This window comes from Streptomyces sp. NPDC056948 (assembly GCF_042674225.1).
GTDB classification, from domain to species: Bacteria; Actinomycetota; Actinomycetes; order Streptomycetales; family Streptomycetaceae; genus Streptomyces; species Streptomyces purpurascens.
Genome location: NZ_JBHUQX010000270.1, coordinates 1 through 13,271, shown reverse-complemented (window position 1 = coordinate 13,271; position 13,271 = coordinate 1). Strand labels below are relative to the sequence as shown.

Sequence of the window (13,271 nt, the reverse complement as noted above, 5' to 3'; positions counted from 1 at the left end):
CCACTGAGTCCACACCTTGCCGTCCGTGCCGGTCCAGAAGACATCCAGATGACCCGACGTCCTGGCGACCGCAGCGAAGCCCACCTCAGGCGGTACGGGGAAATTGCTGGCGATGGGGAACGGGGCATGGTCGTGCCAGTTTTGCCCAGGGGCCTGGTCCCACCACTGAGTCCACACCTTGCCGTCCTTGCCGGGCCAGAAGACATCCAGGTGCCCAGGCATCCTGGCGACCGTTGTGACCTCGCCCCAAGGCGCAGGTGGCACAGCGAAGTTGCTGGCGATGGGGAACGGGGCATGGTCGTGCCAGTTTTGCCCAGGGGCCTGGTCCCACCACTGGGTCCACACCTTGCCGTCCGTGCCGGGCCAGAAGACGTCCAAGTGACCCGACGTCCTGGCGACTGAGCCCACGAGCTGGACCATGCGCGGCATGGAGCGCTCGAGTGTCCAGCGGATCCGCCGGTTGCAGACTGCGCAGAAGGGGTGGTTCAGCGCCCTCATGCGACAGTTGAATTGAGGACGGTAGGCATCGCAGTGGTAGTAGTGGGCGCCTTCGAAGGTGCCGACCGTGGCGGCTGGCACGGGGCTTGGCCGGGTGTCGCACTGCGAGCAGTTGGGGTTGTCAGTCGTCGGCATGGCGGTGGCCGGGAGGATCAGGTCCTGCCACTTGTTCGTCGCCTTCACGTCGATGGTGACGTTGGGCTGCGCCGGCTCCACGGCGGGATGCTTGTTGCGGTCGGTGTCCACGCCGCAGCCGAGGTAGTACTCGTACTCGTCCGCCAGGCCGAAGGCCGTGTGCCCTATCTCGTGCAGGGCGATCTCGTTGGCGCCATCTGCGAGGGAGTAGACCGCCACAGATCCGCCGGAGCCGCCGTACACGGTGGAGTTCACGACGACCATCACCATGCTCCACTGCGGGACCTGGCCACCCGCCACCGTCAGCGCGGTGGTGTCGTTGACGACCAGAAGCCGACGGGCCCCGTTGGTGCAGAAGGACGCGTCGAAGTACGTCTTGGCTACCGTCCCGGAGCCGCCGCACGCCGTGGGGTCGTCGGCGCCGCTGTCCTTCGAGCTGACGTCGACGCGGTACACGTTGATGGCGCGGCGCAGCGAACCGAAGGGCGGGGTGGCAAAGAGCGTGTTCACGAACGACTGGGCATCGTTGGCAAATTTGCCCATTTGTGCGCTGGTGTAGCCGTCACCCATGATCACCAGGTTCCAGCGAGAGGCCGCTGACCCGTTGTCGACGATCTTCGTAGTGCCGATGACGGTTCCGTCGGCTGCGGTCATTTTCAGGTCCCCCTCTCGCCTGAGGTTGGGCCCTCGTCCGTGCCCGGCCGCAGGGCGAAATGTGCCAATTCGGCCGCAGGAGCGAGCGCCTGGCCGTGGCCAAGCGGGCTGCCGACCAGCACGACCTGGTCCGCCGCCTCGATGTCAGGCACCAGAACCGCGAAGACGCCCCGGGGCGTCTGCACCGGAACTCTGGCGATCGTCCGCTCGGGATCCTCAGAGAAGACCTCGGCATCGTGCCGCACGGGATCGTGCAGGATGCGTCGGTACAGCGCATTCCGCTCGGTGTCGCGGACTTCGACCCAGAAGCCCTGCGCCGCCCGCAGGTTCTCCAATTGATCGCTGGGCGGCGGAATCATCTCCACCTGCTGCCGAGAGATGAGACGGATGTCTGCTCCCTCGTACTCGAAGATCAGCCGCACTGCGGCGTAGCCCTTGCCTTCACCGGTCGTCACGGTCGCATCCCCTCTCCCGCGCGAACGCATCCCGTATCTCCAGTGTTCTGCCAGAGCCCGTGATCGCAACTGCACATTTCTTCAGCGATCGAACACTGTTGGCCCCACAGGTCGTCGCCTGCACAGCTAGTGAGTCTGCGATGGCATATCAGGGTTGCGGCGATGGCCGTGACGCAAGGAAGTGCTCGGGCTGCCGCGCTCATGCCGCACGGCGAGGGCGGCGGGGTAGAGCACGTGGCGTCCGAAGCGGGCGCGGGCGCGATCGGCGACGGCTTCGATTGCGAGGGTTTTGTCGTCATGCGTGTCGAGGGTGAGTTGTCGCGTGGCCTGGTGGGCCGGGCGAAGGGCATCGGCGCGCAGTGCGATGCTGCGGACCCGGGCGCGCTGGAGCCCGAGGGATTCGTAGACCGCGTACGCCGCGCGGGCCAGGAGCACGGTGTGCTGAGTCGCTTCGGGCAGGGCACGGCTGCGGCGGGTCGAGCTCTGGTCGGCGTAGCGGATAGTGCAGGTCAACCCGCTGGCGATCTGGTCGGTGCTGCGCAGGCGGGCACCGAGCTCGTCGGCGAGGGCGTGAAGTGCGCGCCGGTGCTCGGCCGGGTCGAGCTCGTCGCGGACAAGCAGGTGCTCGGCGCTGATGCTCGCCGGGGTCGGGGTGGGGTCGACGACCTGGGTGTCGCGGCCCTGTGCATGCTCGTGGAGGGCGCGGCCGGCCCGGGCGCCGAGCAGGCGTTGCAGCGTGAGCTGGGGGACATGGACGACATCCCCGACGGTGTGCAGACCGAACTCGCCGAGCGTCGCGGCCGTCTTCCCACCCACACCGGGCAGCTCCCGGACCGGACGCGGGCGCAGGAAAGCGGCGATCGCCTCGGGCGAGTCGTCGACGACGGTGCGCCGCCCGGGCGGGGTCAGTGCGCAGGCCATCGCGGCGAGCATCCGGTTGGGCGCGCAACCCGCCGAGCTGAGCAGGCCGAAGTGGGCGAGCACGCGCAACTGCACCAACTCGGTCAGCGCGCGGGCGTCCCGCTTCCAGTACGGGATCGCCCCGGTGAGGTCCAGGACAGCCGAGTGCGGCTGGATCATCTGCACGCGGGGTGTGACGTTCTCCAGCAAGCGGCGCAGCCGCTCGGGGAGTTCAGCGTCGTGGCCGTCCGGAACGCCGAAACGAAGGTGGAGGAGGTGGCGGCCGCTCATCATGATCATCCTGCGCTTCCCGGGTTCACCAGACGCCTCAGAATGTCTCGCCACCGCGTCGGGGGTGGAGCTTGATGCCGGGCTCGGACGCAGGTGCGTTGTGGCATGACACCCACCTCCAGCTACAGGGGTTACTTCCACCTTCCGCGATCAAATATATCGAACATGATTCGAACACTGCGACTCTCGTCAGACATGGTGCCGTGGCTGGCGGCATCTTGAGACTGCCCACTTCATAGCCCGGAGGCAGCGGTCAGGACCGCGGCGGCGATGACGGTGGCGTTCAGGCCGAGGGCGTCGGCAAGGATGCCCGCGACCAAGGCGCCGGCCGCGCGCCGCGCTGTACGTGCGTGACGGCGTGGAGCCGGAGCCGGCCGTCTACGACGGCGGCCAGGAGCGCGGCCTGCGCGCCGGAACAGAGAATGTCGCCCTGGCCGTCGTGCTCGGCACCGCGGCCCGGATCGCGGCTGCCGAGTTCGCCGACGGCGCCCCTGCCCGCATCGCGGCCCTGCGCGACGACCTCCACCAGCTGCTGACCTCAGCCCTCCCCGGCCGCGTCCACCTCAATGGCCCGGAGAAGAACCGCCTGCCGAACACCCTCAACGTCAGCATCGACGGCGTCCTCGGCCGCGCCCTCCTCGCCGCTGCCGACCAGATCGCGGCCTCCACCGGCTCGGCCTGCCACAGCGGCACCCACACCCCCTCCCCGGTGCTGACCGCCATGGGCGTCGTTCCGGCACGTGCGCTCGGGGCACTGAGGCTCTCCTTGGGCCGCTGGACCACACCGGGGGACATCGAGACGGCGGCAGCGGCCCTCATCCGGGCGGCTGCCGCGCAGACCGGGCCGACCGCCCGGCGTAGAAGAACTCGACGATGAGCAGGGGAGGCATGACCGAGTCCACCGAGCACGGAATGTCCACCCGCAGTGTCCACGCTGGCGAACGCGCGACGCCGAGGGAGCCATCCACACCCCGCTCTACAACCACTCGACGTTCGCGTTCGACAGCACTGCCGACCTCCTCGACGTCGTTGAGGGACGCAAGAGCGGCAACCTCTACACCCGCTACGGGCGGATCCCGCCGAATCTCCCGGCCACGCCGGCAGAGGCAGGCCCAACTCCCATGCAGGACCCGCGAGAGGGCCACGACACCCGGTCGTGGCCCTCTCCGCGCGCATCGCGTGGGGCGGCTTTGTGGTCCAGGCGGCTCAGCGACGGCTGAACGAGTCGAGCCGGATGCCCTCCGGGGCGGGGCGACTTCGCTTCCCGGTGCCGAGGGCGTCGATGGCGGCCACCTCGTCGGAACGTTCCCCGCATGACCGTGCTGTGCCGGAGGCGGGCAAGCCGGGTCAGCGCTCCAGGAGCCGCATGCCCGCCTCGTTGTGGCTGGCGCCGGAGGCCGGGGTGAGGTTGTCGAGCTTGGCGATCTGCTGGGTGCTCAGTTCAATGCCGTCGGCGGCGGTGTTCTCCTCGACGCGCTCGACGCGCTTGGTGCCGGGGATCGGGGCGATGTCGTCGCCCTGGGCCAGCAGCCAGGCCAGGGCCACCTGCGCCGGGGTGGCGCCGACCTCGTCGGCGACGGCCTTGACCTCGTCGGCCACGCGCAGGTTGCGCTGGAAGTTCTCGCCCATGAAGCGCGGGTTGGTCTTGCGCCAGTCGTCGTCAGCGAGGTCGTCCGTCGAGCGGATCTGGCCGGTGAGGAAGCCGTGGCCGAGCGGCGAGTACGGCACGAAGCCGATGCCCAGCTCGCGCAGCACTGTCAGCACCTCCTCCTCCGGGTCACGGGTCCACAGGGAGTACTCCGACTGCAGGGCGGTGACCGGGTGGACCGCGTGGGCACGGCGGATCGTCCCGACCCCGGCCTCGGACAGACCGATATGGCGGATCTTGCCCTCGGCGACCAGTTCCGCCAGCGCGCCGACGGTGTCCTCGATGGGGGTGTCCGGGTCGACCCGGTGCTGGTAGTACAGGTCGATGTAGTCGGTGCCGAGCCGCTTCAGGGAGCCCTCGACCGCGGTACGGATGCTCGCGGGGCTGCTGTCCAGGGAGCCAGCGGCGCGGCCCGAGTGCGAGAGGAAACCGAACTTCGTCGCCACGACGACCTTGTCGCGACGGCCCTTGACGGCCCGTCCGACGAGTTCCTCGTTGGTGAAGGGTCCGTAGACCTCGGCGGTGTCGATGAGGGTGACGCCTAGGTCGAACGCCCGGTGGATGGTGCGGATCGACTCGGTGTCGTCCTGGCTGTGTCCGGTGTAGAAGGCGTTCATGCCCATCGTGCCCAGACCGATGCGGGAAACGTCCAGGTTTCCCAGCTTGATGTGCTTCATGAGTGATGCTCCGTGTTTCTCGGGTGTCTGCGGACGCCCGGCGCCGTACGCCGTGGCGTGGGTCCCACGAGGTGGAAAGGGATCTCTTCCGACGGCCTGTTGGACGGGCCGGTCGCATAGCAGGCCGCGCTGTGCCTGGACCCTCCCGATGCCGTCACCGGGGGCAGGCGCTGCGGATTGTCGGTCAGTCGGAGGTCTCGGCCGACCCGGCCGACTCAGCCGGCTCGGAGTCGTCGACCGGCTCGGACTCGTCGATGTCGTCAGTGGTGGCGGCCCAGCTGGCCAGCAGGTTCAGGGCGTCCTGCGAACGTGACGCGGGCTCAGCGGTGTAGGTGAGCAGGCTCTGGCTGGCGTCGCCCCCGAGAGGGAAGGTCTCGAAGGGCAGGTCGAGGTCGCCGACGACCGGGTGGTGGAGACGCTTCAGGCCGGTGGTGTGGATGCGGACGTTGTGGGCTGCCCAGCGGCGACGGAAGTCCTCGCTGCGGGTGGACAGTTCCCCGATCATGTCCGTCAGCCGCCGGTCGTAGGCATCGCGGCCGGCCTCGGCGCGCAGCATGGCGACCACGTCGTTCGCGACCTCGTCCCAGTCGCGAAAGAACTCGGGTGCGTGCGGGTCGAGGAAGACGAACCGGGCGTTGTTCGGCGGCCGCACCGGGTCGGCGTAGACCAGTGAGAACAGCGCCCGCCCGAGGGCGTTGGCGGCCAGAATGTCCAGGCGTCCGCTGAGGACGAACGCGGGGGTGCCGGTCATCGAGTCGAGGACGCGCTGCACCGCGGGTCGCACACGCTGCTGGGCGGGCCGACGGCGCGGAGGACTGGTCGTACCGGCGCCGCGCAGGAGGTCGAGCAGGTGGATGCGCTCGGCCTCGTCGAGCCGCAGTGCCTGCGCGATGCCGTCGATGACGCTCTCGGACACGCCGGTGGCGTTGCCGCGCTCCAGCCGGGTGTAGTACTCGCTGGAGATGCCCGCAAGCAGGGCTACCTCCTCCCGGCGCAGCCCGGTGACCCGCCGACGATCTCCACCGTACGCGGGCAGTCCGGCCTGCTCAGGGGTGACCCTGGCCCGTCGCGTGCCCAGGAATTCCCGGATCTCCGCACGGAAATCACCGCGGATATCGCGATTGGTGCCATAAGGATCGTTTCTTCCTGCCATGTGCTCCACTCTACGAACGCTTCCCGCTGGCTGGGAGTCCCTCTCAGTGACCCCCTCATCAGGGACTCCCACACGCCCGTGACAAACGGTTCTGTTGGTGGTGCACCGCGCACGGCGGTGTGAACGGCCCGGATACGGCGGCGCTTCTGCAGCCGTATCCAGCCCCTCTGCGGCGCCGTCGGCGCTGCGATCCTCGGAATCAGAAGGACGAATCATGCGTCGATACACCAAGCTGGCCGTCGTCGTCACGGCGCTGGGAGCGCTCGGCCTCGCGGCCTTCGGATCGGGTGCCGCGGACGCGGCCGGCGGCAACGCCGGCTCCGGCTCGTCGTCTCGCGTCACGGCGGAGTCCGTCTCGTGGAACCACGGAACCGCGCAGGTGAACAAGCGCGTCATGCAGCGCTTCACCAGCGAGTTCCTGCCCACCGGCGACCCCGCGCTGGCGAGGAAGTTCATCAGCCCGGACATCGTCATGCACTTCGGCGGAACGACACAGCAGGGCCGGGACACCTACCTCGGCATCGTCGCCGCCAACATGAAGGCCTTCCCCGACCTCAAGTGGACGGTGGAGGACATGCGGGCCGAGGGCGACACCGTGGCCATCCGCTACACCATGACCGGCACGCACGAGGGACCCTTCGCCGGAGTCGAGGGCACGGGCAAGAAGATCCACGCGGAGAGCTTCGCGTTCTACCGCCTGTCCCACGGCAAGATCGTCGAGGAGCGCGCCCAGCTCGACATGCTCGGCATCCTCCAACAGATGGGCGCCATCCCCGCCGCATAGCAGCGGAGCGCCGCGCTTCCCCCGCCTTCCCCCTACGCCATTGCGATGACCGGCGCTCCACGCCCGTCGGCACGTACGGCTTCCCCGTCGGCCCCACACCGCACATCCAGAGAACGAAGAAGAACAGGACACCCCCATGGCAACGAAACTGACCGGTACCGTCGCGCTCGTCACCGGCGCGAGCAGCGGTATCGGCGCCGCCACCGCCCGCCGGCTCGCCGATGACGGCGCCTCCGTCGCCCTCGTGGCCCGCCGCAAGGACCGCCTGACCGACCTGGCCGCCGAGATCGAGAAGGCAGGCGGCACCGCGCTCGTCGTGGAAGCGGACATCACCGACCGCGCCCAGGCCGAGGCCGCCGTACAGCGGACCGTCGAGCACTTCGGACGCCTCGACACCCTGGTCAACAACGCCGGGCTGATGCTCCTGGGCCCCGTCGTCGGCGCGGACGCCGACGAATGGGAGCGCATGATCGCCGTCAACGTCCAGGGCCTGCTCTACACCACCCGCGCAGCCCTTCCGCACCTGCTCAAGGCCGCCGAGGACGGGCCGCGCCGGGTCGCCGACATCGTCAACATCAGCTCCATCGCGGGCCGCGTCGCCTGGAAAGGCTACGGCGTCTACAACCTCACCAAGTTCGGCGTGAACGGCTTCACCGAGTCGCTGCGCCAGGAGGTCACCCAGCGCCACGTACGCGTCGGCGTCCTGGAGCCGGGCGGCGTGGACACCGAGCTCGGCTCGCACAACGACCACAAGCCCGAGGTCCGCGAAGCGATCGGCACCTTCTATGAGCAGACCGAGGTCCTCGCCCCCGACGACATCGCCGACGGTGTCGCCTACATGGTCACCCGCCCCCGCCACGCCTCCGTCGGCGAACTGTGGATCATGCCCACCGACCAGGCCTGACCCACAGGCACACGCACACCTCACCACCACACCCCACTGAGCGCCGGGCTACGGCGCCTGAAAAAGGAACCCCTCATGAGCAAGGTCATTCTCGTCACCGGTGCCGGACGCGGTCTGGGCACGGACATCGCCCGCGAGGCCCTCGCCGCCGGCCACCAGGTCGTCGCCACCGGCCGCCGCCCCGAAGAGGTCGAGAAGACCCTCGGCGGGCCGCAGGACAACCTGCTGGTCACCAAGCTGGACGTCACCAGCCTGGAGGACGCCGAGGCCGCCGCACAGGCCGCCGTCGACCGCTTCGGCCGCATCGACGTCCTGATCAACAACGCCGGGAACTTCTTCGCCGGCTACTTCGAGGAGATCACGCCCGCGCAGATGCGCCAGCAGATCGAGACCAACCTCTTCGGTCCCATGAACGTCACCCGCGCCGTCCTGCCCGTCCTGCGGAAGCAGCGCGCCGGCCACGTCATCACCCTCTCCTCCTCCGCCGGCATCATCGGCCAGGAGTTCTGCGTCGCCTACGCCGCCTCCAAGTTCGGCGTCGAGGGCTGGATGGAGTCGCTGCGCTACGACGTCGAGCCCTACGGCATCCACACCACGGTCGTGGAGCCCGGCTTCTTCCGCACCGAGCTGCTCGTGGACGCCTCCACCACCTGGCCCGAGCCGACCATCGACGACTACGCCGAGCGCACCACCGCGACCATCGCCGCCTGGAAGAGCATGAACGGCCGGCAGACCGGCGACCCCGCCAAGCTCGCCCGCGCCCTGCTCACCATCGCCGACCAGGACAAGCCCCTGCAGCGCTTCGTCGCCGGAGCCGACGCCATCGAAGGCGTCGAGGCCAAGGCACGTGAACTCCTCGCCCAGGCCGAAGCCTCCCGCGAACTGGGCGGCGACCTGGGCCACGACGACACCAGCGCCTAGTGGGAGCTGCCGGTCGGAGAGACTCGGTGCCGTAGCCGTTCTCTGGCTGTGCAGTCCGGGGGCCAGCCTCGTCGTCGGTGTCGCTCTCCCCGTCGACGGCGGCTTCACCGCTCACTGACCGAGCGCCCTCCCTCCCACACGCTGACCAACGACGCCGGACCGCCACGCACGACCGGCACCGCGCATCTCGGCAGGCCAGCGGAATTCCTCACGTTCTGCCGCCACATCTTTCATCGCAACCGACCAGTACGGGACCGCTGTTCACCCCAGTGGTGACCAGCGAGACGGGCTGAGACGAACCGGTTCCGCCTCCGGGCACTCCGACGAGCAAGGCCCTCGACCTTCCGCCGATCCGAAAGCGTAGAGATGTCCACTGAACTCACCGAGTCAGCCGTTCCCCCCTCCACCGATCCCTCTGCCGAGCCTGCTTCGGCACCGTCCCGGCGCACGTTCATCGCGACAACCACCGCGGTCGGCGGTGCCGTCGTCGCCGGCGGCCTGGTCACCGGGTCGCCCCTGCTGGGCGCCGGGGAGGCGGCCGCCGCCGAGACACCACCGAGCAGTCGCGTCTCGCTGACCGTCAACGGCAAGCGGCACACCGTCACGGTCGACAACCGGACCTCGCTCCTCGACCTGCTGCGCGAACACCTGGACCTGCCCGGGTCGAAGAAGGGCTGCAACGCGGGTGCGTGCGGAGCCTGCACGGTGCTGGTCGACGGGCGCCGGGTCAACTCCTGCCTGACGCTGACCGTGCGTCTGGACGGCGCCGAGGTCACGACGATCGAGGGCCTCGCCTCCGGTGACGAACTGCACCCGCTGCAGAAGGCGTTCATCGAAGAGGACGCCTTCCAGTGCGGCTACTGCACGCCCGGACAGGTCATGTCCGGCGTCGGCTGCATCCAGGAGGGCCACACCGGCTCCAAGGACGAGATCCGGGAGTGGATGAGCGGCAACATCTGCCGCTGCGGCTGCTACGTGAAGATCGTGCGCGCGGTCGAGCAGACCGCTCACGGGAAATGAGGCCCGCCACCATGTTTCCCTTCTCCTTCACCAAGGTCTCGGACACCCGCGAGGCCGTCAACGCAGGCCGCGGCGGCGGGCGTTACATCGCCGGCGGCACCACTCTGGTCGACCTGATGCGTGAGACCGTCGAGCGCCCCGGCGCACTGGTCGACATCAGTGACCTGCCGTTGGGCGAGATATCAGTCACGGGCCGCGGGGGCCTGCGCATCGGAGCCCTGGTGCGGATGGCGGATGCCGCCGCCCACCCCAAGGTCCGTGCCACCTACCCCGTGATCTCGGAGGCGCTGGAGCTGAGCGCGTCGGCCCAGTTGCGCAACATGGCGACCATCGGCGGCAACATCATGCAGCGCACCCGCTGTACGTACTTCCGTGACGTGACAGCGGCCTGCAACAAACGTGAGCCGGGCTCGGGTTGCGCGGCGCGGGAAGGTTACAACCGCACCCACGCGATCCTGGGCACCTCCGACGACTGCGTGGCCACCCACCCCTCCGATGTGGCCGTGGCCTTCGCCGCACTGGAGGCGAACGTGCACCTGCTCGGCCCGGACGGCGCACGCAGCATCCCCTTCGCCGACTTCCTGCTGCGGCCGGGCAGCACCCCGAACCGCGAACAGGCCCTGCGCAAGGGCGAGTTGATCACCGCCGTGGAGATCCCAGCCCTTCCGCGCCCGTTGAAGTCCGGCTATCTGAAGGTGCGTGACCGGCAGTCGTACGAGTTCGCGCTGACCTCGGCGGCCGTGGCCCTGCACATCCGGGGCGGGGTGATACGGGAGGCGAAAGTGGCCGCCGGCGGCGTCGGCACCGTGCCCTGGAAGCTCCCCGCCGTCGAGAAGCACCTCGTCGGCGAGCGGCCCTCGCCGTCCCTGTGGGCCGAGGCCGCGAAGCGGGCGGCCGACGGGGCCCGCCCGCTGGAGCACAACCGCTTCAAGGTCGAGTTGCTGAAGCGCAGCGTCGAGCGCCAGCTGCGCATCGTAGGAGGTACCAAGTGAGCCCGCAGCCGCAGGCAGCCGTCGGATCGCCGCTGTCCCGCGTGGACGGGCGGCTGAAGGTGACCGGCAGGGCGACGTACGCCGCCGAGCACGACATCGAAGGCGTCGTCCACGCCGTCGTCGTCGACAGCACCATCGGCCGCGGCCGGATCACCGGCATCGACACCCGCGCCGCCCTCGCCCAGCCCGGCGTACTGAAGGTGATCAGCCACCTCAACGCACCCGTGCTGCCCTACCGGGGCAACCCGGAGTCGTTCGATCCGCCGGGCAGGCAGCTGCGGGTCTTCCAGGACGACCGGGTCCTCTTCCGCGGTCAGCCGGTTGCCGTCGTGGTCGCCACCACACTGGAGGCCGCCCAGCACGCGGCGGAGCTGGTGGACATCCGCTACGACGCCGAGAAGACGTCGACCGACATGGCCTCCGCGCCGGCCGGCGAGCCCCAGGCCTATGCGCGGGGCGACGCGGACAAGGCGTTCGCCTCGGCCCCCGTGAAGGTGGACGCGACCTACCAGCAGGCCCGCGCCCATCACAACGCGATGGAACTGCACGCCACCATCGCCCGCTGGGACGGCGACAAGCTCACCCTGTGGGACAAGACCCAGTGGCCGAAGGGCACGCAGAAGGACATCGCCGCCGTCTTCGGCATCCCGAACGACTCGGTACATGTCATCTCCCCGTTCGTCGGCGGCGCGTTCGGCAACGCGATACGCGCCTGGCCGCACATCACCATCTCGGCCCTCGCCGCCCGCGAGACGGGGCGTCCGGTCAAGCTCATGCTGACCCGCAGGCAGCTGTACTTCGGAGTGGGCTACCGGCCCTCGTACGAGTACCGGGTGCGCCTCGGCAGCGACCAGCGCGGCCGGGTGAGCGCCATGCTCCAGCACCTGAAGGCCGAGACCTCGACCTACGAGAACTTCACCGAGAGGGTCCTGCACACCGGGCAGATGCTCTACAACGCGCCCCACGTCAGCCAGGACTACCGGACCGTGGCGCTGGACGTGAACACGCCCATCTGGATGCGCGGCCCCGGCTTCGCCACCGCCGGCTTCGCCATCGAGTCCGCGATGGACGAACTCGCCCACGAGCTGGGCATCGACCCCATCGAGCTGCGCCAGCGCAACGAACCCGAGGAGGACCCGGCCGAGCAACTGCCGTTCTCCACCCGGAGGCTGCGCGAGTGCTACACCGTCGGCGCCCGCGAGTTCGGCTGGCACCGCCGCAACCCGCGGCCGCGCTCCACCCGCGACGGCGACTGGCTGATCGGCACCGGCATGGCCGCCGGCACCTACGACGTCTTGCGGAACGCAGCCCAGGCCCGGGTCAGGCTGGACGCCGACGGCACCGCCCTGGTCGAGGCCGCGACCAGCGACATGGGCCCTGGCACCTACACCTCGCACACCCAGGTCGCCGCGGACGCTCTCGGCCTGACCATGCGCAATGTCACCTTCCGGCTCGGCGATTCCACCATGCCGCCGACCCCGCCCCACGGCGGCTCGCAGACCATGACCAACGTCGGCTCCGCCGTCCAGGACGGCTGCGACAAAGTACGTCTGCAGGCGATCAAGCTCGCCGTCGAGGACCGGCGCTCACCCCTGTACGGCGCCGACGCCAGCGACATCGTGGTCCGCGCCGGACGCCTGCACATTCAGCGCGACCCGGCACGCGGGGAGACCTACCGGCAGCTGCTGGCCCGTAACAACCGCACCCACCTCGAAGTCCTCGGTACCTGGACCCCCGGCGAGGCCCGCCACTCCATGTACACCTACGGCGCGATCTTCGCCGAGGTCGCCGTCGACGCCCGACTCGGACTGGTACGGGTGCGGCGGATGCTCGGAGTCTTCGACGCGGGCCGCATCATCAGCCCCAAGCTCGCCGACAGCCAGGCCCTCGGCGGCATGGTCGGCGGCATCGGCCAGGCACTCCTCGAACACACCGTCACCGACCACCGCGACGGCCGGATCGTCAACGCCGACTTCGCCAACTACATGGTCCCGGTCAACGCCGACATCCCCGACCTGCGAGGGATCTTCCTCGACGGCGGTGAGGACCTGGACGCCGACCCCATCGGCGTGAAGGGACTCGGCGAGGTCGTCTACATCGGCGTGGCCCCCGCCATCGCCAACGCGGTCTTCCACGCCACCGGCCGCCGCGTCCGCGAACTGCCCATCACCGCCGAAGCCCTGCTCTGAGCACCTGACTGTGAGTCCTCGCCCGACCGTCCGGCGGCCGACCTGACCCC

12 protein-coding genes and 1 pseudogene are annotated in these 13,271 nt (G+C 69.5%); 8 read left to right on the top strand and 5 right to left on the bottom strand.

The features are described 5' to 3' along the window. The 3 genes from ACFTZL_RS29405 to ACFTZL_RS29395 form a co-directional block, all read right to left on the bottom strand. The coding region (locus ACFTZL_RS29405; protein ID WP_382588616.1) for a M64 family metallopeptidase at nucleotides 1-1,287 on the bottom strand (1,287 nt) is incomplete at its 3' end. A 2-nt stretch (nucleotides 1,288-1,289) separates the two neighbouring features. Beyond that, on the bottom strand, nucleotides 1,290-1,742 hold the full coding sequence (locus ACFTZL_RS29400) for a hypothetical protein (protein WP_382588614.1): 453 nt from the start codon (nucleotides 1,740-1,742) through the stop codon (nucleotides 1,290-1,292). Between the two features lie 126 nt (nucleotides 1,743-1,868). Then, nucleotides 1,869-2,942: a hypothetical protein gene (locus tag ACFTZL_RS29395; protein ID WP_382588612.1), complete on the bottom strand. Its 1,074-nt coding sequence runs from the start codon at nucleotides 2,940-2,942 to the stop codon at nucleotides 1,869-1,871. A gap of 349 nt (nucleotides 2,943-3,291) precedes the next feature. On the opposite strand from ACFTZL_RS29395, the gene ACFTZL_RS29390 reads away from it, so the two are divergent. Next, on the top strand, nucleotides 3,292-3,810 hold the full coding sequence (locus ACFTZL_RS29390) for an aminotransferase class V-fold PLP-dependent enzyme (protein WP_382588610.1): 519 nt from the start codon (nucleotides 3,292-3,294) through the stop codon (nucleotides 3,808-3,810). 470 nt (nucleotides 3,811-4,280) lie between these two features. Here the strand turns inward: ACFTZL_RS29390 and ACFTZL_RS29385 are convergent, their stop codons facing one another. Together ACFTZL_RS29385 and ACFTZL_RS29380 are read right to left on the bottom strand one after the other, a co-directional pair. Beyond that, nucleotides 4,281-5,258, bottom strand: coding sequence for an aldo/keto reductase (locus ACFTZL_RS29385; protein ID WP_382588608.1), 978 nt, complete (start codon nucleotides 5,256-5,258; stop codon nucleotides 4,281-4,283). A gap of 184 nt (nucleotides 5,259-5,442) precedes the next feature. Further along, entirely contained in the window at nucleotides 5,443-6,411 is a 969-nt protein-coding gene (locus ACFTZL_RS29380) for a helix-turn-helix domain-containing protein (protein WP_382588606.1), read from the bottom strand. A gap of 214 nt (nucleotides 6,412-6,625) precedes the next feature. On the opposite strand from ACFTZL_RS29380, the gene ACFTZL_RS29375 reads away from it, so the two are divergent. The 7 genes and pseudogenes from ACFTZL_RS29375 (at nucleotide 6,626) to ACFTZL_RS29345 (ending at nucleotide 13,221) form a co-directional block, all read left to right on the top strand. Next, a complete protein-coding gene (locus tag ACFTZL_RS29375) occupies nucleotides 6,626-7,195 on the top strand; it encodes an ester cyclase (protein ID WP_382588604.1) in 570 nt (189 codons plus the stop codon). 136 nt (nucleotides 7,196-7,331) lie between these two features. Next, complete coding sequence (locus ACFTZL_RS29370; RefSeq protein WP_382588602.1) at nucleotides 7,332-8,099, top strand: SDR family NAD(P)-dependent oxidoreductase; 768 nt, start codon at nucleotides 7,332-7,334, stop codon at nucleotides 8,097-8,099. 75 nt (nucleotides 8,100-8,174) lie between these two features. Beyond that, complete coding sequence (locus tag ACFTZL_RS29365; protein ID WP_382588600.1) at nucleotides 8,175-9,020, top strand: SDR family oxidoreductase; 846 nt, start codon at nucleotides 8,175-8,177, stop codon at nucleotides 9,018-9,020. A 28-nt stretch (nucleotides 9,021-9,048) separates the two neighbouring features. Beyond that, nucleotides 9,049-9,138, top strand: a pseudogene (locus ACFTZL_RS29360) (oxidoreductase); the annotation flags it as partial. Between the two features lie 248 nt (nucleotides 9,139-9,386). Next, entirely contained in the window at nucleotides 9,387-10,040 is a 654-nt protein-coding gene (locus ACFTZL_RS29355) for a (2Fe-2S)-binding protein (protein ID WP_382588598.1), read from the top strand. A gap of 11 nt (nucleotides 10,041-10,051) precedes the next feature. Next, nucleotides 10,052-11,032: an FAD binding domain-containing protein gene (locus ACFTZL_RS29350; RefSeq protein WP_382588597.1), complete on the top strand. Its 981-nt coding sequence runs from the start codon at nucleotides 10,052-10,054 to the stop codon at nucleotides 11,030-11,032. Then, nucleotides 11,029-13,221, top strand: coding sequence for a xanthine dehydrogenase family protein molybdopterin-binding subunit (locus ACFTZL_RS29345; RefSeq protein ID WP_382588595.1), 2,193 nt, complete (start codon nucleotides 11,029-11,031; stop codon nucleotides 13,219-13,221). The genes ACFTZL_RS29350 and ACFTZL_RS29345 overlap by 4 nt, the downstream gene beginning before the upstream one ends. The last annotated feature ends 50 nt before the right edge of the window (nucleotides 13,222-13,271 follow it).